This window comes from Thermus sp., from assembly GCF_056332225.1.
The window spans coordinates 1-18,763 of record NZ_JBWGQW010000027.1 but is presented as its reverse complement, the minus strand read 5'-3'; the positions used below and the strand labels follow the sequence as shown (position 1 = coordinate 18,763).

Here is an 18,763-nt window from a genome sequence, read left to right as displayed (position 1 = left end):
AGCGAGGAGGAGCTGGAGGCCTGGATCCGGGAGCACGTTGACTTCTCCCAGTTCAAGACCCCCCTGGCGGCCATCGGGGCGGTGACCAAGGCCTTGGGCCCCAAAGCCCCCGGGGAAAAGGTGCGGCGGGTGATCGAGCGGATGACGCGATGAGCCCCTGGGAGCGGCTGGCCCTCGAGGAGATCCTCTCCGAGCCCGTGCGCCTGGTGCGGGAAAGGCTCAGGACCCACACCGGGAAGGAGCTCACCTACGTCTACCGCCCGGGACCGGTGGCGGCGAGCTTCGTTCTTCCGGTCACCAAAGAGCGCACCGCCCTCCTCATCCGCCAGTACCGCCACCCCACGGGGAAGTTCCTCCTGGAGATCCCCGCGGGCAAGGTGGACGCCGGGGAAGCCCCCGAGGAGGCGGCCAGGAGGGAGCTATTGGAGGAGGTGGGGGCGGTGGCGGCGGAGGTCCTGCCCCTTCCCCCCTTCCACCCCCAGCCCTCCTTCACCGCCGTGGTCTTCCACCCCTTTTTAGCCCTGGGGGCCGAGGTGGTGGCCGAGCCCCGCCTCGAGGACGGAGAACTCCTGGAGCCCCTGGAGCTTCCCCTGGCCGAGGTCTACGCCCTCTTGGAGGCGGGAGAGATCCAGGACGCCTCCACCGCCCTCACCCTCTTCTACGCCCGGCCCCACCTGGAAAGGCTCGGCCTCCTCAGGTAAAAACCCGCAGAAGAGCGCATAAAGTTGGCCTGGGAAGGCGAGGGAGGCCCTGGTAGACTGGCGGCGTATGAAGCCCATGGTGCGCACGCCCCTCCCGGGGCCCAAGGCCAAGGAACTCCTCGCGCGGGGGGAGAGGGTCCTCTCCCCTTCCTACATAAGGCCCTACCCCTTCGTCCCCGCCCGGGGCCAGGGGGTCTTCCTGGAGGACGTGGACGGGAACGTGTTTTTGGACTTCATGGCGGGCATCGCGGTGAACACCACGGGCTACGCCCACCCCAAGGTGCTGGAGGCGGTGCGGGCCCAGGCGGAACGCTTCGCCCACGTCTGCTTCTCCGACTTCACCCACGAGCCTACCCTCTCCCTGGCGGAGCGGCTCTCGGCCAAGCTCGGGGGGAAATACCGGGTCTTCTTCGGGAACTCGGGCACGGAGGGCATAGAGGCCGCCATCAAGCTCGTGCGCCACCACACGGGAAGACCCTACCTCATCGCCTTCACCGGGGCCTTCCACGGAAGAAGCCTAGGGGCGCTTTCCCTCACCGCCAGCAAGAGCGCCTACCGCAAGGGGTTCGCCCCCCTCCTCCCCGGGGTGGTCCACCTCCCCTTCCCCAACCCCTTCCGCCCGCCCCTGGGGGCCTCCCCAAAGGACGTGGGGGATGCGGTCCTGGAGCACCTGGAGCACCTCTTCCGCACCGTGGTCCCGCCGGAGGAGGTGGCGGCCTTCTTTCTGGAGCCCATCCAAGGCGAGGGGGGGTACGTGGTGCCCCCGGCGGGCTTCCTCCCAAGGCTCAAGGCCCTCCTGGAGCGCCACGGCATCCTCCTGGTGGCGGACGAGGTGCAGACGGGAGCGGGGCGCACCGGGCGCTTCTTCGCCCTGGAGCACGAGGGGGTGGAGGCCGACGTCTACGTGCTGGCCAAGGGGCTGGCCTCGGGGTACCCCCTCAGCGCCCTCCTCTTCCGGGAGGAGCTGGCGAGCTGGCGGCCCGGAGCCCACGGCACCACCTTCGGCGGCCAGGCGGTGGCGGCGGCGGCGGCCCACGCCACCCTGGACCTCCTGGAGGGGGGCCTCATGGAAAACGCCGCGCGGGTAGGGGATTTCCTCCTAAAGGAGCTCAAGGGCATGCAGGAGCGCTTCCCCTTCCTGGGGGACGTGCGGGGCCGGGGGCTCATGATCGGCCTGGACTTCGGAAGCCCAAAGGAGGAGCGGCCCGACCTCCGGGACAAGGCGGTGGAGCTCGCCTTCCATAAGGGGCTTCTCCTCCTCCCCGCGGGGCCCTCCGCGCTCCGCATCGCCCCGCCCCTGGTGCTCAAGGAGGAGGAGGCGGCCATGGGGCTGGAGATCCTGGAGGAGGTCTTCCGGAGCCTGTAGGGGGCCCCGGTAAAAAAAAGCCCACAGGACTTAGGCGAAGGATTCACCAAGAACGCCCCGCCCTGGTACCCCCAGGGCGGGGGATTCGTAAGCCCTACTTGGGCTCCCCTGGCCAGTCCCCCACCACCCCGGGGGCCGCCCACTCCAGGGTAAGGAGCTCCTCGAGGCTCGCCTTCCGGCCTGCGGGGATCCGCTCCACCCCCTTGCGGTCCCGGAGGGGCCCGGTGAAGGGGTCAAAGGTGGGGTTCGGGCGCTTCATCGCCTCCAGAAGGGACATAATCCGGTCGTAGACCGCCACCTTCTTCCCCCCCACGCTCATCTGGGCCTGCTTCAGGAGGGGCACATGCTTGGGGTTGATGGGCACCCCGTAGTCCGCCCCCATCTCCACCGCCCCGTGCTGCAGGAGCCAGAAGTAGTCCACGTTCTGTAGGTTCTTCGGGGTGTAAATCCCCTCCTTCACCTTCTTGAGGAAGTCAATGTAAATGACCTCCCAGTGGACGATCTGCCCCGAGACCACGTGGTCGGGGGCGAACTTGAGCATGGGGGTGTAGTGGCCGAAGGAGTAGGCCCCCTTCCGGGCCGCCGTCTGGATCACCGTGGGGGTGTCCTCGGTGAAGGCGAAGACGTCCGCCCCCTGGGAAAGCAGGGCCTCCGTGGCCTCCCGGGCCTTGGCCGGGTCGTACCAGGCGTTGATCCAGCGCACCAGGACCTGGGCCTTGGGGTTCACCGCCCGCACCCCCAGGGCGAAGGCGTTGATGTGCCGCTTCACCTCCGGGATGGGGAAGGCCGCCACGTACCCCACCTTGCCCGTCTTGGTGAGGGCCCCGGCGGCGAGGCCATTCAGGTAGTAGACCTGGTAGAAGTCGGCCATGTAGGTGGCCACGTTAGGGGCCCGCTTGATGCCGGTGGCGTGGGCGAAGAGGACGTCCGGGTACTTCTTGGCGGCCTCGAGGACCGCCTCCCCGTACCCGAAGCTGGTGGCGAAGATCACCCGGCACCCCTCCCGCACCAAGCGGTCTATGACCGGCAAGGCCTGGGCCTCGGGCACGCTTTCCACGTAGCGGGTCTCAAGCCAGGGCAGGGCCGCCTCCGCCTTCTTGCGGCCCACGTCGTGGGCGTAGGTCCAGCCCGCGTCCCCCACGGGGCCCACGTAGATGAAGCAGGCCTTGAGCTTGTCCCCCTGGGCCAGCCCTAGGCCCAGGACCAAAAGAAGCGCCAAGAGTCTCCGCATCCTCCTCACCTCCCCCGCTCAAAGGGCACCCCCAGGGCCTTGGGGGCCCGGGTGCGCCCCGAGAGGGCCAGAACAAGGATAACCAGCAGGTAAGGCATGGCGGCGAAGGCCTCGCTCGGTATAGGTACACTGCCCTGCAGGCGGAACTGGAGGAAGAAGAGGAGGCCGAAGAGGTAGGCCCCGAGGACCGCCCGGAGGGGCTCCCAGGCGGCGAGGATCACCAGGGCGATGGCCACAAAGCCGAGTCCCCCCGTCATGCCGTCCGTCCAGGAGGGGCGGTAGGCCAGGGAGAGGTAGGCCCCCGCCATCCCGATGAGCCCGCCTCCCAAAGCCAGGGCCCCGTACCGCACCCGGTCCACGTCCACGCCGAAGAGGTCCGCCGCCTTGGGGTTCTCCCCCACGCTCCTCAGGTAAAGGCCAAAGCGGGTGCGGTAAAGGAGGAGGTGGACGAGAAGGGCGAGGGCCAGGGCGAGGAGGGCCAAGCCTCCCTCGGGTAGGGGGTTTTCCAGGGGAACCCCCTCGTAGCGCTTCCCCAAAAGCCCCGAGGCCCCGAGGCCCAAAGCGGCCACGGCGAGCCCCGCCACGAACTGGTTGGCCCTCAAGGAGACGGCGAAGACCCCCAAAAACACCCCGCCCAGTACCCCCACCCCCACCCCCGCCAGGAGGCCCAGGAGGGGGGAGGCCTCGAGGCCCAAGGCGAAGGCCGAAAGGGCGCTTAAGGCCATGATCCCTTCCACCCCCAGGTTCACCACCCCGCTCCTCTCGGCGAGGAGGGCCCCCAGGGAGGCCAAGAGGATGGGGGTGCCGAAGAAAACCGCGCGCAAAAGGGCCTCTTCCATCAACGCCTCCAAACTACCCGGTGCCGGCTAAGGGCCTCGGCCCCGATCAGGGCCAGGAGGAAAAGCCCCGAGACCACGTCCACCACCCGGAAGGGCATAGAGAGGGCCAGCTTCAAGGCGTCCCCCCCCGCCAGGATGAGGCCCAGGAGGAAGGCGGTGAGGAGGACCCAAAGGGGGCGTCCCCGGGCCAGCCAGGCGGCGAGGATGGCGGTGAAGCCGTAGCCCAAGGAGATCTGGGCGGGCTCCAGCAGACGGTGGTGGACCCCCGCCACCTCCCCCACCCCCGCAAGGCCTGAAAGGAAGCCGGAAACCCCTCCCACAACGAGGAGAAGCCGCCCGGCGGGCAGGCCCAGGTAGCGGGCCGCGGAAGGGTTTTCCCCCAAGACCCTCAGGGCAAAGCCCAGGGGGGTGCGGAAAAGAAGCCCCTGCAAGGCCAAGGCCGCCCCTACCCCCAGAAGGAGGGTGGGCCAGTGGACCAAGGTGTCCCCAAGGCGGGGCAGGTCCGCCGCCTCAGGGAAGCGGTCGGTGTAGAGAAAGCCGAAGACCATCCGCCCCTTCCAGGGTCCCGCCACCAGGTAGACCACCAGGTAGTAGGCCAGGTAGTTCTGCATGAGCGTGGTGAGGATCTCGCTGGCCCCGAAGCGCACCCTGAGCCAGGCCGCCAGGCCCGCCCACGAGGCGCCCAAGATCCCCCCCAGGAGGAACATGAGGGGCAGGGTCCAGGGCCCCGGGGGAAGGAAGAGGGCCACGTAAGCCCCCCCCACGGCTCCCAAAAGAAGCTGCCCCTCGGCCCCGATGTTGAAGAAGCCCACGCGGAAGGCGAAGGCCAGACCGGAGCCGATGAGAAGCAGGGGTATGGCCCGCCGGGCGATCTCGGAAAGCCCCAGGGGATCGGCCAGGGGGGAAAGGAGGATCCCCAAGGCCCGCAAGGGGGAAACCCCGTAGGCGAGGAAGAGGAGGGCCAAAGCGGAAAGGGCGAGGAGCAGAAAAGCGGCGTAGGTCAAGGCCACCTTGCGCAAGGAAGGCGCTGGGTCCAGCTCCAGCCTCATGCCCGCCCCTCCGTCATCATCCGGCCCAAGCGCTCCCGGCTCGCCTCCTCCCGGGAAATGGGCCCCACCAGGCGGCCGCGGTACAGGGCCGCCACCCGGTGGGAAAGGGAGAGTATCTCGTCTAGATCCTCGCTCACCAAAAGCACCGCCCCCCCTTCCCGGACAAGGTCCACAAGCCTCCCGTGGACCTCCTCCGCCGCCCCCACGTCCACCCCGTAGGTGGGATGCATGGCCAAAACCAGCCTAGGACCCTCCTTGAGCTCCCGGGCCAGGATGACCTTCTGCACGTTCCCGCCGGAGAGGAACCGCACGGGAGCGCGGGGGGAGGGGGCCTGGATCCCGTAGCGGCGCATCAAGGCTTCGGCGTCCCGCTCCATGCGGCCGTAGTCCAGAAGCCCCCGCCGGGCGTAGCGGGGATAGGTGCGCAGGGCCAGGTTCTCCGCCACGCTCATCCCCGCCACCACGCCCGTGCTCCGTTCCTCGGGGATGTGGGCCACCCCCAGGGCGAAGAGCCGGGCCGGGTCCTGGGGAATGGGGCTACCCAGAAGGCGCACCCGGCCCCGGTAGGGGCGAAGGCCGGCCAGGGCCTCGAGGAGCTCCTTCTGCCCGCTTCCCGCCACCCCGGCGATGCCCAGGATCTCCCCCGCCCGCAAGGCGAAGGAAACCCCCTGCAGGGGAAAGCCGTGCCGGGGAACCAGGAGGTTCTCCACCTCCAAGAGCACCTCCTCCCGGGGGGGCGGGGCCTTGGGGGGCGGGGCCACCCCCCGGCCCACCATGAGGCGCACCAGGAGCCCCTTGTCCGCCTCCGCCCGCCACACCTCCCCCACCTTTTCCCCGGCCCGGAGAACGACGATGCGGTCGGCGATGTCCAGGACCTCGTCCAGCTTGTGGCTGATGAAGAGGATGGCGAGGCCCCTCTCCTTAAGCCTCCGCACCTCCTGGAAAAGGTCCTCGGCCTCCTTGGGGGTGAGGACGCTGGTGGGCTCGTCCAGGATGAGCACCTTGGGCCGGGAGAGGAGGGCCCTTAGGAGCTCCACCCGTTGCTTCTCCCCGGCGGAGAGGCGGTGGACGGGGGCCCGTAGGTCCACCCCCAGGGGGTGGTCTTGGAGGAGGGCCTGGAGCCGCTTCAGAAGCGCCCGGCGGGAGAAAAAGGGGGGGAGCTCCAGGCCCAAGGCCAGGTTCTCCGCCACCGAGTGGGCCTCCACGAGCTCGGGGTGCTGGGGCACCAGGGCGATGCCAAGCCTTTGGGCCGCCCTGGGGGAGGGAATGACCACCTCCTGGCCCTCCAGGAGGATGCGCCCCTCATCGGGGGCGTAAAGGCCGTAGAGGAGGCTCACCAGGGTGGTTTTCCCCGCCCCGTTCTCCCCGAGGAGGGCCAGGACCTCTCCCCTCTTCACCTCGAGGCTCACCCCGCGGTTGGCCACCACGGGACCAAAGCGCTTGGTGATGTTCTCCAACCTCAGCATGGGAAGGCCCGCAGGCCCGGCCCTGAGGATACCACCCCCACCGCCGCCAGGGGTACAATGTCCCCAAGCCCCCGATGGGTCCGAAGCGGCTCAGAGCGCGGGGCGAGGAGGTAGAGATGGCCAAGGTAAGGCTGGAGCACGTGTGGAAGCGCTTCGGCAAGGTGGTGGCGGTCAAGGACTTCAACCTGGAAACCGAGGACGGGGAGTTCGTGGTCTTCGTGGGCCCCTCGGGTTGCGGCAAGACCACCACCTTGCGCATGATCGCCGGGCTGGAGGAGATCTCCGAGGGCAAGATCTACATCGGCGACCGCCTGGTGAACGACGTCCCCCCCAAGGACCGGGACATCGCCATGGTCTTCCAGAACTACGCCCTCTACCCCCACATGAACGTCTACGAAAACATGGCCTTCGGGCTCCGCCTGCGGCGCTACCCCAAGGACGAGATTGACCGGCGGGTGAAGGAGGCCGCCCGCATCCTGAAGATTGAGCACCTCCTCAACCGCAAGCCCCGGGAGCTCTCGGGCGGCCAGCGCCAGCGGGTGGCCATGGGAAGGGCCATCGTGCGGGAGCCCAAGGTCTTCCTCATGGACGAGCCCCTCTCCAACCTGGACGCCAAGCTCCGGGTGGAGATGCGGGCCGAGATCGCCAAGCTCCAGCGGCGCCTCGGGGTCACCACCATCTACGTGACCCACGACCAGGTGGAGGCCATGACCCTGGGCCACCGCATCGTGGTGATGCGGGACGGGGAGGTCCAGCAGGTGGACACCCCCCTCCGCCTCTACGACTTCCCCGCCAACCGCTTCGTGGCGGGCTTCATCGGTAGCCCCTCCATGAACTTCGTCAAGGCCTCGGTGGAGGCCCAGGGAGAGCGGGTCTACCTGGTGGCCCCGGGCTTCCGCATCCGCGCTAACCCCGTCCTGGCGCAAAGCCTCCGGCCCTACGCCGGGAAGGAGGTCTGGATGGGCGTCCGCCCCGAGCACCTGGGCCTCAAGGGCTACTCGGTGATCCCCGAGGAGGAAAACGTCCTCCGGGGCGAGGTGGAGGTGGTGGAGCCCCTGGGGGCGGAGACGGAGCTCCACGTGAGCGTAGACGGCACCGTTCTGGTGGCCAAGGTGGACGGCCACGCCCCCGTGCGGCCTGGGGACCGGGTGGAGCTCCTGGCGGACACGGGCCGCCTCCACGCCTTTGACCCGGAAAGCGAAAAGGCCATCGGCCACTCCCAGGAGCCCGCGGCCGTGGCCCGCTGAGGCCGCCCCTTATCATGGAGGGGTGAGCACCGCCAAGCCTTTCATCGCTGGGGGTAGCACGGGCGGCGAGGCTACCCCGAACCGCCTGGGGGAGGGGAGAACAGCATGAAGCGGCTTCTGCACCTTCTTCTTTTCCTCGCCCTCGTCCCCTCCCTCCTGGCCCTTTTCCCCAGGCTCCAGGCGGAGCGCCCGGGACCCGTGGTCCTCCTCCTGGACGCCGAGGCGGTGAGGGAAGAGGCCAAGACCCAGGGGAAGAGCCTCCTGGAGGCCCTCGCCGCCTACCGGGCCCTGGGGGTGAACGGGGTGGCCTTCCCCGAGCGGTTCGTCAAGGACTGGGTCGCGAATGGGGTCCTCCTTTACCGCCAAGGGAGGGAGCTTCAGGAAGAGGGGCTTCCCGCCAGGCCGGGCTGGTTCTACCTGAAGGGGGACCCCAAGCTTCTCGCCCTCCTGGAGCGGGCCTACGCCCTACCCTCGGAAAAGCTCGGGCCCTGGCTCGGCTTCCCGGTGGACGTCCAGGGTTTCCCCGCCTTCTACGACCTGAAGGAGATCGCGGCGGCCAAGGCCCAGGGGTTTTACGTGGCGGTGCGGCCCATCAACCAGCGCCTTCGCCGCCTGGACCCAGAGTTGCCCCTGGTGCCGAAGGAGGCCGACGCCGTGGTCTTCGCCGGCCTCGAGGCCCTGGGGTACCCCTACCGCCTGGAGGAGGCCCGGGCCCTGGTGCGGCGGCCCGTGGCCCTTATTGAGGGCACGCCCCAGCCCGGCTTCCAGGCCTTCCGCGAGGCCGGGGTGCTCAGGCTTTTCAGCCTCCGCTACGAGTGGCAGCTCACCCTAAGCCCCGAGGAAGCGGCGGATAAATACACCCTCGCCGCCCGGGAGCGGGGGCACCAGCTCCTCTACCTCAGGCCCTACCCTTACCCCCAAGAGACCGCCCGCCTCCTCGCCCGCCTAAAGGAAGGGCTAAGGGCCAGCCACATCCCCCTGGGGACCCCTAGGCCCCGGGACTTCGCGCCAAGCCCCTTGCGCTACGCCGCCTGGGTGGGGGTAGGGGCGGGCCTTGGGCTTTTGGCCTTGGGGCTTCCCGTGTACGGGCCCTGGGTGGCCTTCCTCCTCCTCCTGCTGGCCCTGGGGTACGCCGGTAGCCAAGCGGGGGCCCTCCTTGCCGCCCTGGTCTTTCCGGTGCTGGGCTTTTTGGGGCCCAGAAACGGGCTTTGGCTGTGGGCGCGGAGCCTGGGATACGCCCTCATGGGGGCGGTCTTCCTCAGCGCCCTGGGCTCGAGCCCGGCCGCGGTCCTGGGCCTCGCCCCCTTCAAAGGGGTTTCCCTCACCCTCCTCGTCCCGCCCCTCCTGGTGGCCTTGAGCTTCCTGGAAAAAGATTTCAAAGAGGCCCTCGCCCGCCTCTACGCCCACCCCCTGCGCTTGGGAGAGGTGGCCCTGGGAGGGTTGGCCCTGGCCCTTCTGGCCTTCGCCCTCCTGCGCCGGGGCAACGACGCCCCCTTGGTGCCGGAGCTGGAGCTGAAGCTAAGAAGCTTCCTCCAGGACCTCATGGTGCGCCCCCGGTTCAAGGAGGTCTTCGGGCACGCCCTCTTTCCCCTGGCCCTCCTCCTCCCCTGGCCGCGCTACCTGCAAAACGCCCTCCTCTTCCTGGCAGGCCTAGGCGTCGCCTCCATCCTGAACACCTTCAGCCACTTCCACACGCCCCTCCTCATCTCCCTCTTCCGGGTGCTGAACGGCGCCCTCCTGGGCCTCCTCCTGGGGCTAATCGGGGTTATCCTGGTAAGGAGGCTGAGGACATGGTGGTTGGGGTAGCGGGGTACTACGGGTTCAAAAACGCGGGGGACGAGGCCATCCTCGAGGCCATCGCCCGGGAGGTGCGGGCCCGGGGCCACGAGGTGGTGGCCCTCTCGGGGGAGCCCCGAAGGACGCGGGAGGAGCACGGGGTGCGGGCCTTCCACCGCCTAAACCCCCTCGCCCTCCTCCGGGCGGACCTCTGGCTTTTGGGGGGCGGGGGGCTCCTGCAGGACGCCACCAGCGCCCTAAGCCTCACCTACTACCTCTCGGTCCTCCGCCTCGCCCGCCTCTTCAAGAAGCGGGTGGTGGTCTTCAACCAGTCCCTGGGGCCCCTATCCCCCTCCGGGGAGAGGCGGGTGCAAAGGGCCCTAAAGGGCGTGCCGGTGATCCTCAGGGACCAGGACTCCCTGGAGTACGCCCGGCGCCTGGGGATCCCCGCCGAGCTTGGGGCCGACCCCGCCCTCCTCCTCAGCCCGCCCCCGGTGAAGCGGGAAGAGGACCTGGTCCTGGTCATCCCCCGGGCCGGGGTGGGCCGGGCGGCGGTAGAAACCCTGTACGTCACCGCCAACTACCTGTTCCACGAGGGCAAGCAGGTCCTCGTCCTCCTCCTCCAGCCCGGGTACGACGAGGAAGTCCTGGAAAACTTCCCGCACCACCGGGTGGAGAAGACCTCGGACCCGAGGCGGGTCCTCTACCTGGTGGCCCAGGCGGGGTACGTGATCTCCATGCGCCTCCACGGCCTCATCCTGGCGGCGGCCGCGGGCACCCCCTTCGCCGCCCTGTCCTACGACCCCAAGGTGGCGGCCTTCGCCAAGGAGACCGGGGCCTACTACCAGGAACTCCCCGGGGACCCCATCAAGCTCTCCAAGGCGGCCATGTACGGCCGCTTCCCCGACTGGGAAAAGGTAGAGGCCCTCAAGGAGCGGGCCAGGCGGAGCTTTGACCTCGCTTTAGGGGAGGCCGCCCCCGTCAAGCGCCCCCACGGACGCGGCTAAGGCGGGCGAGGATCCCCTCGCTGAAGGCCTTCAGGTCCTGCAGGGCCTCCTCCACCTCCTGCCTCAGGAGGAACTCCCCCGGGGAAAGCCTTTTCAGGAGGAGGAAGGGGGGCTGGGCGAAAAGCTCCACCCCCTGGCGCACCACCTCGGGGATAAGGCCCTCCTCCAGGGCTTCGGCCTCGAGGTCCGGAAGCAAGAACACCTCCCCCGGGCGCTTGCGGGAGAGGAAGAGCAGGAGGGCGGCCAGAGCCCCCCGCTCGGAAAGCTCGGCCACCAGGCGGTCCTCCAGGGCCTTCACCGCCTCCAGGTCCACCCGCCCCTGGCGCAAGAGGTCCTCCAGGTCCAAAGCCGAAAGGGGGAAGCGCCCTTTAAGGCGCACCAGGCGGTTCACCGCCTCCGGGGAGAGGTAAGCCAGCCCCGGGGGCACCGCCTCCTTTTCGGACTCCGGGGCGAGAAGGGCCACGTGCGCCCCTTGCGCCCGGTAGGGCCTGAGGTCCTCCACCTTCCCCTCCCCGAGCCGGAGAAGGGCCAGCGCCACCTGCCGCCGCCCCAGGGGAGCTTTGTAGAGCCAAGGGGGGCCCCCCTCCAGGAAAAAGCCCAACCGCCTCAGGTCCTCGGTGACGCCCGGGGGCTCGAGGGCCTTGGGCTCATGGGGGAAGAGCACTTCCTTGGGGTAGGGGGTCACCCGGACCCGGCGCTTCTCCCCCCTGGGGGCCTCTTCCTTCGCCTCCTTGGGGTCTTCCCGGGGCCTCTCCAGGCGGGGGAGGGAGCGGGGCAGGGCCTTGAGCTCCACCTCCTCGCCCCGGAAGTGGAGGAGGACGGCCTCGTTGGCCGAGAGGCGCTTCTTGAGGTAGTAGGGCCCAAGGCCCCGCACCAGCCCCTCCTTCCAGTCCACCTCCACCTCGTAGGCCTCCCCGTCCTCGTCCACGAAGCGCACGCGCTCCCGGCCCAGGAGGCGCTGGCGCAAGGAGGCGGTGAGGGCCATGGTACCCGATTGAATGCAAGCGCTGGTCAAAACGTAGCGAGCGGTCATGCTACCTCCCTAGCTCCACTAGGGAACGAGGACTCCCTGCGGTGAGCATATAGTACACCTCGTAGACCACGGCAAGGGTCCTTTCCACGTCGGCCAAGGCCCGGTGCTCCCTCCTGGGGGGAAGCTCCAGGACCGCCGAAAGGGCGTCCAGGCCGTAGCGGCGAAGTCCCCGAAGGGCCCTTTTGGCCAGGCGGATGGAGTCCACCACCGGGTTCGCCAACCCCAACCCCATGCCCTCCAAGGCCGGGCGCAAAAAGGAGAGGTCAAAGGAGGCGTTGTGGATCACCAGGGTAGCCCCTTGCAGAAGGGGATAAGCCTGGGCCAAGACCTCCTCCAGAGGCGGGGCCTCCTCCAGCTCAGAGGCCTTAATCCCGGTAAGGTTCTGGACGAAGAGGCTCGGCGGCCGGGAAGGGCGCACCAGGCTTTGAAAAGCTCGCCGCTCCTTGCCCTCCAGCCGCACCAGGGCGAGCTCAATGATCTCGCTCACCCCCGGGGCCAGGCCGGTGGTTTCCAGGTCCAGAAGGACCACCGGTTCCCCCGGGTGGGGAAAGGGGTAGCGCCACTCCCAAAGCCCCACCTCCTCCCCGGGGATGAACCGCCCGTCCAATAAGGGGCCCACCACCGGGGCCACGGGGCCCCGAAGCCCCAAGGCCTCCCCCAGGAGGGGAAGGGGAAGGGGCCTCCCCTCGGCCCTGAGGCGCCGGGCGAGGCGGGTGGCGAGGCGAACGCGGAAGGCGGGGTCCATCCCTTCCGCCCCCCTCTAGAGGGCCTCTCCCAAGGGCGTGCGAAGGAACGCGCGGTCCGTGGCCTCCTCAAAGGCGAGGGCCGCCCGAAGAAGCCGCTCGTCCTCCCCCCAAGGGGCGAGGAGCTGGAGGCCCACGGGCAGGTGCCCCTCAAACCCCGCGGGGAAGGAGAGGGCGGGAAGTCCCGCGAGGTTCGCCCCCACGGTGTAGAGGTCCTCGCGGTACATGGCGAGAGGATCGGGGCGGCTCCCCAAGGGAAAGGCGGGGTGGGGGGTGGTGGGCAGGAGGAGGAGGTCCACCTCCCCGAAGAGGGCCCTGGCCTCGGCCTTGAGGCGGCGGCGGAAGGCCTGGGCGCGGCCGTAGTAGGCCTCGTAGTAGCCGCTAGAGAGGACGAAGGTCCCCACGAGGACGCGCCTTTTGACCTCGAGGCCAAAGCGGGCCCGGGTGGCCATCCTCATCCCTTCCACCTCCTCCCCCTCGCCGCGGAACCCGTAGAGGGTGCCATCATAGCGGGCCAGGTTGGAGCTCGCCTCCGCCGGAGCCAGGACGTAGTAGGCGGCGAGGGCCAGAGGCAGGGAAGGCCAGGAAACCTCCCGCACGGCAAAACCGAGGTCTTGGAACACCTGCAAAGCCCCCTCCAGGGCCCGCTCCACCCCTGGGCTGTTGCCGGAAAGCCCCTCCCGCACCACCCCGAGGCGGAGGGGAGGAAGGGGCCCCTCCAGGGCTTCCTGGAAGCGGGGGGGAAGGTCCAGGCTGGTGGCGTCCAGGGGGTCGGGGCCGGCCACGGCGTCCATGAGGAGGGCGAGGTCCCGCACGGAGCGGGCCATGGGGCCGATCTGGTCCAGGCTCGAGGCGTAGGCGATGAGGCCAAAGCGGCTCACCCGGCCGTAGGTGGGCTTGAGGCCGTAGACCCCGCAGAAGGCCGCGGGCTGGCGCACGCTTCCCCCCGTGTCCGAGCCCAGGGCGAGGGGGGCGAGGTCGGCCGCCACCGCCGCGGCGCTTCCCCCGCTGGAGCCCCCAGGGACCCGGTCGGGATCAAAGGGGTTTCGGGTGGGGAAAAAGGCGGAGTGCTCCGTGGAGGAGCCCATGCCGAACTCGTCCAGGTTGGTCTTGCCCAGGACCAGGGCGCCCAGGGCCTTAAGCCTCGCCACCGCCGTGGCCTCGTAGGGAGGAAGGAAGTTCTCCAGGAGGCGGCTTCCCGCGGTGGTGCGGAGGCCTCGGGTTACGATGTTGTCCTTCACGGCCACCACCAAGCCCGCAAGGGGCAGGCGGGGGTCCAGCTCCCGGGCCTCCTGCAAAACCTCCTCGTTGAGGGTGAGGAAGGCCCCAAGCCCAGGGTCCAGCTCCCGGACCCGCCTATGGTAGGCCTCGGCCACCTCGAGGGGAGAAACCTCCCCGCGGGCCACCCGGGCGCGGATCTCGTAGGCCAACATGCCCCCACTATAGCCGGAAGTGGAGGCGAAGCCAGTCCCGAAAGCCCAGGTACGCCTCCTCGCCCCCTCGAGGCAAGTAGGCCACGTCCCCGGGTTCATGCCGGAACCAGGTGTACTGCCTCTTGGCGTAGGCCTTTACCGCCCGGATGTCCCTAAGAAGGGCCTCTTCCAGGCCGTATTCTCCCCGGAGATAACCCGCCACCTCCTTGTAGCCGATGGCCTGCAGGGCGGTGGGCATCTCGGGGTAGCGGGCGAGAAGGCCCTTGACCTCCTCCACCAAGCCCCGGGCGAACTGGGCCCTGGCCCTCTCCTCCAACCTTTGGAAAAGCCAGGCCCTTTCGGGCCAGAGGACGAGCTTTTGGTAGCGGAAGCGGGGGGGCCTTTTGGGAAAGCGGGCCGGGGGGGTGCCGGTGCGCCTCAGAACCTCCAGGGCCCGCACCAGGCGCCGGGGGTTCTTCCCCACGCGGAAGGCGTCCTCTGGGCTTTCCCGGGAAAGCTCCTCCCATAGAGCCTGAAAGCCCCGCTCCCTAAGCTCCCGCCAAAGGGCCTCCTGGACCCCGGGGTCGGGTGGGGGGAGGTCGTGGAGCCCCTCGGAGAGGGCCCGGATGTAGTACCCCGTTCCCCCCACCACCAAGGGGAGGCGCCCCCTGGCCCTCACCTCGGCGATGGCCTCTTCCGCCAGGTCCAGAAACCGGGCCACGCTCATGGCCTCGTAGGGCTCCAGGACGTCCACTAGGTGGTGGGGCACCCGCGCCCTTTCCCCAGGAGAGGGTTTGTCCGTGCCGATGTCCAGGCCCCGGTAGACCATGGTGGCGTCCGCGGAGATGACCTCGAGGGGCAACTCCTCCCCAAGCCTCAAGGCGAGGAGGGTCTTGCCGCTACCCGTGGGCCCGGCGAGAACGGGGACGGCCTCCACATCCCTTATGCTAAGGGCATGTTGGAGCGCCTGGACCGCCTGGAAACCCTGCGGAAGCTAAAAGAACTGCAAGACCGCATCGCCGAGCTGGCCTACCGGCTTACCGGCGAGGAGCCCGCCGCCTGGGTCCCCAGGGTGGACCTCCTGGAGGACGAGGACCACTACATCCTCCTGGTAGACCTCCCTGGGGTGCGGCCCGAGGACCTGGAGCTTCTCGAGGAAGGGAACCGGGTGACCCTGGCCGGGGTGCGCCACCCCCTTCCCGGCACCTACCTCCTGGAGGAGCGGCCCATGGGCACTTTCCGCCGCACCCTGGACCTGCCCGGGCCCATTGAGGAGGGCACCGCCCAGGCCGCCCTACGGCAGGGCGTGCTGGAGGTTCGCTTCCGGAAGCGCCCGGGCACCCCCCTTCCCGTGGCTCAATAGACCACCTGGTGGCAGGCCCGGCACCGGGGCTCGTAGTGCTCTTCAGCCCCCACCAAGATCACGGGATCCGTGTACCGGGCCGGTTGACCGTTCACCAGGCGCTGGGTTCGGGTGGCGGGAGCGCCGCACCGGGGGCAGATCGCGGTGAGCTTCTCCACGAACTCCGCCCGGGCTAGGAGCTCGGGCATGATGCCGAAGGGCTCCCCCCGGAAGTCCAGGTCCAGCCCTGCCAGGATCACCCGCACCCCCCTTTGGGCCAGGCGTTCCACCAGGGGAAGGAGTTCCCTGTCTAAGAACTGGGCCTCGTCCACCGCCACCACGTCGGGAAGGGGGTCTAGGTGGGCTTCCATCTCCTTTGCGCGTTCCACGGGGATGGCCTCCACCTTCTTTCCATCGTGGCTTACCACATGGGCCTGGTGGTAGCGGTCGTCCAGCCGGGGCTTGAAGACCACCACCCGCTGCCTGGCGATGAGGGCCCGCTTGACCCGGCGGATGAGCTCCTCGCTCTTGCCGGAGAACATGGGGCCGGCGATGACCTCAATCCAACCCTGGCGGTGGAGTATAGGGGGCATGGACTCCTCCTCATGGAGAAGCTTAAAGGCAACCTGGGGGCCTAAGGCCCCCAGGTCCAGCGAGCCCCTACCGCCCCTTGCGGTAGGAGTCCCCGTAGCGGCGCTGGAAGCGCTCTACCCTACCCTCCGTGTCCACGAACCGCTGCTGGCCCGTGTAGAAGGGGTGGCACTTGCTGCAGACCTCCACGTGGATCTCGGGCCTCACCGAATAGGTGTGGATGACGTTGCCGCAACCGCAGACGATGCGGGCGGGAACCAGCTTCGGGTGGATGCCTTCTTTCACGCTTGCCTCCTCCCGCACGGTCTTGGCCGTGCGAAAACCATCTCCCAGTCTAAGGGCGGAAAGCCCAAGAAGCAAGGCCTAAGTGCCCACACCTCGGCTTCGCAACACGGGATGCCCAAGCTTTGGCTTTAGGAAAGCCCTTTTGGGGCCCCCACCGCGGCAAAAGCCGCGGTGGGGTACTTAGCGGGGCGGGGGAAGGCGCCGCCAAGGGGGGCCCCAAAGCCGCCGCCTGAGCCCCTGCCAGGCTCCGTACCCCAGGCCGACCAACAGGGCCACCGCCGCCAAAAGCCAGACCAGGCCCAGCACCGCAAGACCCAACAGGGCCAGGAGGAGAAGCCCAAGGGCGTACCAAGGAACCCTCACCTCCCCATCTTAGGCCAGGTTTGTGCTAAAATGATGAACGCCCCAGGGCAGGGGTGCGGTCGCGCCTGGAGGCCGAAACCTCCGGGTGAGGAAAGTCCGGGCACCATAGGGCAGGGTGCCAGCTAACGGCTGGGCGGGGCAACCCGACGGAAAGTGCCACAGAGAAGAGACCGCCAGCGGCCGGGGCTTCCCCGGTGCGGGCAAGGGTGAAACGGTGGGGTAAGAGCCCACCGCCTGGCCTGGCAACAGGCTGGGGCACGGCAAACCCCACCCGGTGCAAGGCCCGGTAGGCAGGGAGGGCTTGCCCGGCCCGTGAGAACCTGCGGGATGGGCCGCTTGAGGCCGGTGGCGACACCGGTCCCAGAGAGATGACCGCAAAAACAGAACCCGGCTTACGCCCTGCCCTGGCTCCCCTCGAGGCCTGCCTCGGGGGGATGGTTTATGCCGGCTTACCCCCCTCTTGCACCCCCCAAGGCAGGAGCGATAACACCGCAAAGCGCTAAGCGCCCGCACCTTGGCTTTGCCACATGGGATGCCCAAGCTTTGGCTTTAGGAAAGCCCTTTTGGGGCCCCCGCCGCGGCGGGGTACTTAGAACAAGGGGTCCATATCCCCATTCCGCTTCGCCGTCTTCGCCGTCCGCACCTCTTTGCGCTCGTAGCTCACGTTGAGGCTACCTACGGGAAGGTGGGGGCGCTTTCCCGCAAGAAGGTCCTCCACGGTGAGAATCTGGAGCCTGGGGTAGGACTGGCTTCCCCATCGGTACAGGCCCGCCTTGGCCGCTTCTTCCCGCATGCCCTTGGTGGGCTCGCTGAGGGTGATGAGGAGGCCGAAGGCCGCCTTCTCCCTCTCCATCACGCCCCGAAGGTCCCGCACCATGCTAGGGGCGAGGCGCTCCCCGCCCTTCACCTGGACCACGGCCTTCTCCAGCTTGTTTCCCGCCGGGTCCCGGAAGAAGAGCATGCCGTCAATCCCGGTGTCCCCTCCCCTTTTGCCTCTCTTGGGGTCCCCGTAGGGCTGAGCCCCGACTAGGCCCAGGGCCCAGAGCTGGAACTGGTGGGGGTCCTTTCCGAAAAGAAAGCGGGCGCTTTCCAGGTCCTTGGGCGTCCCCAGGACCTCGTAGTCCTTCCCCGGCTCCAGGCCAAAGTCCCGCTTGAGCCGGGCTTGGATGAGGGTGATGGCGAGGTGGGTGATGTCAATCCCGATCCAGCCGCGCCCAAGCTCCTCGGCGGCGGCCAGGGCCGTGCCGCACCCGCAGAAAGGGTCCAGGACCACGTCCCCGGGGTTGGAGCTGGCCTGGAGGATGCGCTTGAGCAGGGCCACGGGCTTCTGGGTGGGGTAGCCCAGGCGCTCTTTGGATTGGTGGCTTAGCGGGGGAATGTCGGTGATAACATCTTGGATAGGAGTTCCGCGGTAGGCTTCCAGATACCGCTTATACTCGGGAATCCCACCTTCCTTTTTCGGCCAATGAATAAGCCCTGCAGCATCAAGCAAATCAAGGCGCTCTTGAGGTGAAAGCTCCTCCCAGTTCGGTGGCAGAACGAACCATTCGGGTAGGGCATCTGGGTCTGGTACAGCCCAGTGCCGGTTAGAACGGCTTGGGTTAATCCCACGCCAAGGCTGACCCGAAGGCCCAGCAGAAGCTCCTGGACCAGTAAGCGTAACTGTACGATAGATACCCCGCTCATCTTTGTGCCGATAAAACTTTTTCACATAATCTTCTGAGGGGGGCTCAAAGGTTTGGTTCCACGTGTATTTGTCGGTCTTGGTGTAAAAAAGAATGGTGTCGTGTACTCGCGCCCAACGCTGTGCTCCCCCGTGAGCGAAGGTTCGCTTCCAAATGACCTCGTTGCGGAAGTTCCTGGGTCCGAAGATCTGGTCCAGGATGACCTTAAGGTAGTGGCTCGCTGTGGGGTCGCAATGCAGGTAAAGGCTCCCCGTGGGCTTGAGGACCCGGTGAAGCTCCAGGAGGCGCACCGCCATCATCACCAGGTAGGCCGAGAGGTCGTTCTTGCCCAGGGAGCGCACCATGAACTCCAAGAACTCACCCAGCCTTCCGTGGCGTTCCAGGACCTCACCCAAGGCCCGCTCGCTCTCCTCACCCCAGCTCCACGTGTCCTCAAAGGCCTTGATCTGGGCGCCTGGCCCCTTCCCCGAGTGCTCCCGGAAGATAACGTTGTAGTCGGCCTTGGAGTTGAACGGAGGGTCAAGGTAAACCAGGTCCACGCTCTCGTCGGGGATGTGCTCCCGAAGGACCTCGAGGTTGTCACCAAAGTATAGACGCCTCTCCATAAGCCATTCCCCCTTCCGGGGG

18 protein-coding genes, 1 other RNA gene and 1 pseudogene are annotated in these 18,763 nt (G+C 68.3%); 8 read left to right on the top strand and 12 right to left on the bottom strand.

Going from position 1 to position 18,763, the window contains the following annotated elements:
- From AC01Y6_RS06700 to AC01Y6_RS06690, 3 genes and pseudogenes are all read left to right on the top strand, one after another.
- Positions 1-153, top strand: a pseudogene (locus tag AC01Y6_RS06700) (GatB/YqeY domain-containing protein); the annotation flags it as partial.
- Positions 150-701 (top strand): NUDIX hydrolase, encoded by a 552-nt coding sequence (locus AC01Y6_RS06695; RefSeq protein ID WP_347240279.1) that lies wholly within the window; start codon positions 150-152, stop codon positions 699-701. The pseudogene AC01Y6_RS06700 and the gene AC01Y6_RS06695, both read left to right, overlap by 4 nt.
- Positions 702-768: 67 nt before the next feature.
- Entirely contained in the window at positions 769-2,067 is a 1,299-nt protein-coding gene (locus AC01Y6_RS06690; protein ID WP_476670813.1) for an acetyl ornithine aminotransferase family protein, read from the top strand.
- Between the two features lie 94 nt (positions 2,068-2,161).
- Here AC01Y6_RS06690 and AC01Y6_RS06685 read toward each other — a convergent pair whose 3' ends face one another.
- Genes AC01Y6_RS06685 through AC01Y6_RS06670 form a run of 4 tightly spaced genes read right to left on the bottom strand, consistent with a single transcriptional unit; the run spans position 2,162 to position 6,652 of the window.
- Positions 2,162-3,298: a BMP family ABC transporter substrate-binding protein gene (locus AC01Y6_RS06685; protein ID WP_476670811.1), complete on the bottom strand. Its 1,137-nt coding sequence runs from the start codon at positions 3,296-3,298 to the stop codon at positions 2,162-2,164.
- Between the two features lie 5 nt (positions 3,299-3,303).
- On the bottom strand, positions 3,304-4,137 hold the full coding sequence (locus tag AC01Y6_RS06680) for an ABC transporter permease (protein WP_428721279.1): 834 nt from the start codon (positions 4,135-4,137) through the stop codon (positions 3,304-3,306).
- The gene (locus tag AC01Y6_RS06675; protein ID WP_347240275.1) at positions 4,137-5,186 is read right to left on the bottom strand and encodes an ABC transporter permease; all 1,050 of its coding nucleotides are present in this window, start codon (positions 5,184-5,186) and stop codon (positions 4,137-4,139) included. The genes AC01Y6_RS06680 and AC01Y6_RS06675 overlap by 1 nt, the downstream gene beginning before the upstream one ends.
- A complete protein-coding gene (locus AC01Y6_RS06670; RefSeq protein WP_476670810.1) occupies positions 5,183-6,652 on the bottom strand; it encodes an ABC transporter ATP-binding protein in 1,470 nt (489 codons plus the stop codon). The genes AC01Y6_RS06675 and AC01Y6_RS06670 overlap by 4 nt, the downstream gene beginning before the upstream one ends.
- A gap of 116 nt (positions 6,653-6,768) precedes the next feature.
- Here AC01Y6_RS06670 and AC01Y6_RS06665 point away from each other — a divergent pair, with 116 nt between their 5' ends.
- The 3 genes from AC01Y6_RS06665 to csaB all read left to right on the top strand — a co-directional run bounded on the left by AC01Y6_RS06665 (position 6,769) and on the right by csaB (position 10,682).
- A complete protein-coding gene (locus AC01Y6_RS06665; protein WP_428720397.1) occupies positions 6,769-7,899 on the top strand; it encodes an ABC transporter ATP-binding protein in 1,131 nt (376 codons plus the stop codon).
- A 105-nt stretch (positions 7,900-8,004) separates the two neighbouring features.
- Entirely contained in the window at positions 8,005-9,705 is a 1,701-nt protein-coding gene (locus tag AC01Y6_RS06660) for a DUF5693 family protein (RefSeq protein ID WP_428721277.1), read from the top strand.
- Entirely contained in the window at positions 9,690-10,682 is a 993-nt protein-coding gene (gene csaB / locus AC01Y6_RS06655; protein WP_347240271.1) for a polysaccharide pyruvyl transferase CsaB, read from the top strand. The genes AC01Y6_RS06660 and csaB overlap by 16 nt, the downstream gene beginning before the upstream one ends.
- On the opposite strand, the gene AC01Y6_RS06650 is transcribed toward csaB, so the two are convergent.
- From AC01Y6_RS06650 to miaA, 4 genes are read right to left on the bottom strand one after another with little or no spacing between them, the layout of a single operon-like run.
- Entirely contained in the window at positions 10,657-11,715 is a 1,059-nt protein-coding gene (locus AC01Y6_RS06650; protein WP_428721275.1) for a hypothetical protein, read from the bottom strand. The genes csaB and AC01Y6_RS06650 overlap by 26 nt on opposite strands.
- A 1-nt stretch (position 11,716) precedes the next feature.
- Positions 11,717-12,460, bottom strand: a complete 744-nt coding sequence (locus AC01Y6_RS06645) for a 3'-5' exonuclease (RefSeq protein ID WP_347240269.1) — start codon at positions 12,458-12,460, stop codon at positions 11,717-11,719.
- A 15-nt stretch (positions 12,461-12,475) separates the two neighbouring features.
- Entirely contained in the window at positions 12,476-13,891 is a 1,416-nt protein-coding gene (gene gatA / locus AC01Y6_RS06640) for an Asp-tRNA(Asn)/Glu-tRNA(Gln) amidotransferase subunit GatA (protein ID WP_476670809.1), read from the bottom strand.
- Between the two features lie 7 nt (positions 13,892-13,898).
- Entirely contained in the window at positions 13,899-14,807 is a 909-nt protein-coding gene (gene miaA, locus AC01Y6_RS06635) for a tRNA (adenosine(37)-N6)-dimethylallyltransferase MiaA (protein ID WP_476670808.1), read from the bottom strand.
- Between the two features lie 18 nt (positions 14,808-14,825).
- On the opposite strand from miaA, the gene AC01Y6_RS06630 reads away from it, so the two are divergent.
- Entirely contained in the window at positions 14,826-15,233 is a 408-nt protein-coding gene (locus tag AC01Y6_RS06630) for an Hsp20/alpha crystallin family protein (protein ID WP_347240265.1), read from the top strand.
- Here AC01Y6_RS06630 and AC01Y6_RS06625 read toward each other — a convergent pair.
- The 3 genes from AC01Y6_RS06625 to AC01Y6_RS06615 form a co-directional block, all read right to left on the bottom strand.
- Positions 15,227-15,805 carry a thymidine kinase gene (locus AC01Y6_RS06625; RefSeq protein WP_428716039.1) on the bottom strand — a complete coding sequence of 193 codons (579 nt, stop codon included), beginning with the start codon at positions 15,803-15,805 and terminating at the stop codon, positions 15,227-15,229. The two genes, AC01Y6_RS06630 and AC01Y6_RS06625, sit on opposite strands and share 7 nt — an antisense overlap.
- A 67-nt stretch (positions 15,806-15,872) precedes the next feature.
- The gene (gene rpmE / locus AC01Y6_RS06620; protein WP_347240263.1) at positions 15,873-16,088 is read right to left on the bottom strand and encodes a 50S ribosomal protein L31; all 216 of its coding nucleotides are present in this window, start codon (positions 16,086-16,088) and stop codon (positions 15,873-15,875) included.
- Between the two features lie 180 nt (positions 16,089-16,268).
- Complete coding sequence (locus AC01Y6_RS06615) at positions 16,269-16,451, bottom strand: hypothetical protein (RefSeq protein WP_347240262.1); 183 nt, start codon at positions 16,449-16,451, stop codon at positions 16,269-16,271.
- A 43-nt stretch (positions 16,452-16,494) separates the two neighbouring features.
- Between AC01Y6_RS06615 and rnpB the strand changes: the two genes are divergently transcribed.
- An RNA gene (gene rnpB, locus AC01Y6_RS06610) (RNase P RNA component class A) lies at positions 16,495-16,862 on the top strand.
- 178 nt (positions 16,863-17,040) lie between these two features.
- Here the strand turns inward: rnpB and AC01Y6_RS06605 are convergent.
- Positions 17,041-18,763, bottom strand: a 1,723-nt coding sequence (locus AC01Y6_RS06605) for a DNA methyltransferase (RefSeq protein ID WP_476670805.1), incomplete at its 5' end; no start/stop codon positions are given.

What these genes read in the sequence shown, in the direction of transcription:
- AC01Y6_RS06650 (WP_428721275.1), bottom strand. Translation starts at nt 11,715, where the DNA reads ATGACCGCTCGCTACGTTTTGACCAGCGCTTGCATTCAATCGGGTACC.
- AC01Y6_RS06625 (WP_428716039.1), bottom strand. Translation starts at nt 15,805, where the DNA reads ATGCCCCCTATACTCCACCGCCAGGGTTGGATTGAGGTCATCGCCGGC.
- csaB (WP_347240271.1), top strand. Translation starts at nt 9,690, where the DNA reads ATGGTGGTTGGGGTAGCGGGGTACTACGGGTTCAAAAACGCGGGGGAC.
- AC01Y6_RS06695 (WP_347240279.1), top strand. Translation starts at nt 150, where the DNA reads ATGAGCCCCTGGGAGCGGCTGGCCCTCGAGGAGATCCTCTCCGAGCCC.
- AC01Y6_RS06660 (WP_428721277.1), top strand. Translation starts at nt 8,005, where the DNA reads ATGAAGCGGCTTCTGCACCTTCTTCTTTTCCTCGCCCTCGTCCCCTCC.
- AC01Y6_RS06630 (WP_347240265.1), top strand. Translation starts at nt 14,826, where the DNA reads ATGTTGGAGCGCCTGGACCGCCTGGAAACCCTGCGGAAGCTAAAAGAA.
- AC01Y6_RS06690 (WP_476670813.1), top strand. Translation starts at nt 769, where the DNA reads ATGAAGCCCATGGTGCGCACGCCCCTCCCGGGGCCCAAGGCCAAGGAA.
- AC01Y6_RS06675 (WP_347240275.1), bottom strand. Translation starts at nt 5,186, where the DNA reads ATGAGGCTGGAGCTGGACCCAGCGCCTTCCTTGCGCAAGGTGGCCTTG.
- AC01Y6_RS06685 (WP_476670811.1), bottom strand. Translation starts at nt 3,298, where the DNA reads ATGCGGAGACTCTTGGCGCTTCTTTTGGTCCTGGGCCTAGGGCTGGCC.
- gatA (WP_476670809.1), bottom strand. Translation starts at nt 13,891, where the DNA reads ATGTTGGCCTACGAGATCCGCGCCCGGGTGGCCCGCGGGGAGGTTTCT.
- AC01Y6_RS06645 (WP_347240269.1), bottom strand. Translation starts at nt 12,460, where the DNA reads ATGGACCCCGCCTTCCGCGTTCGCCTCGCCACCCGCCTCGCCCGGCGC.
- AC01Y6_RS06665 (WP_428720397.1), top strand. Translation starts at nt 6,769, where the DNA reads ATGGCCAAGGTAAGGCTGGAGCACGTGTGGAAGCGCTTCGGCAAGGTG.
- AC01Y6_RS06670 (WP_476670810.1), bottom strand. Translation starts at nt 6,652, where the DNA reads ATGCTGAGGTTGGAGAACATCACCAAGCGCTTTGGTCCCGTGGTGGCC.
- AC01Y6_RS06680 (WP_428721279.1), bottom strand. Translation starts at nt 4,137, where the DNA reads ATGGAAGAGGCCCTTTTGCGCGCGGTTTTCTTCGGCACCCCCATCCTC.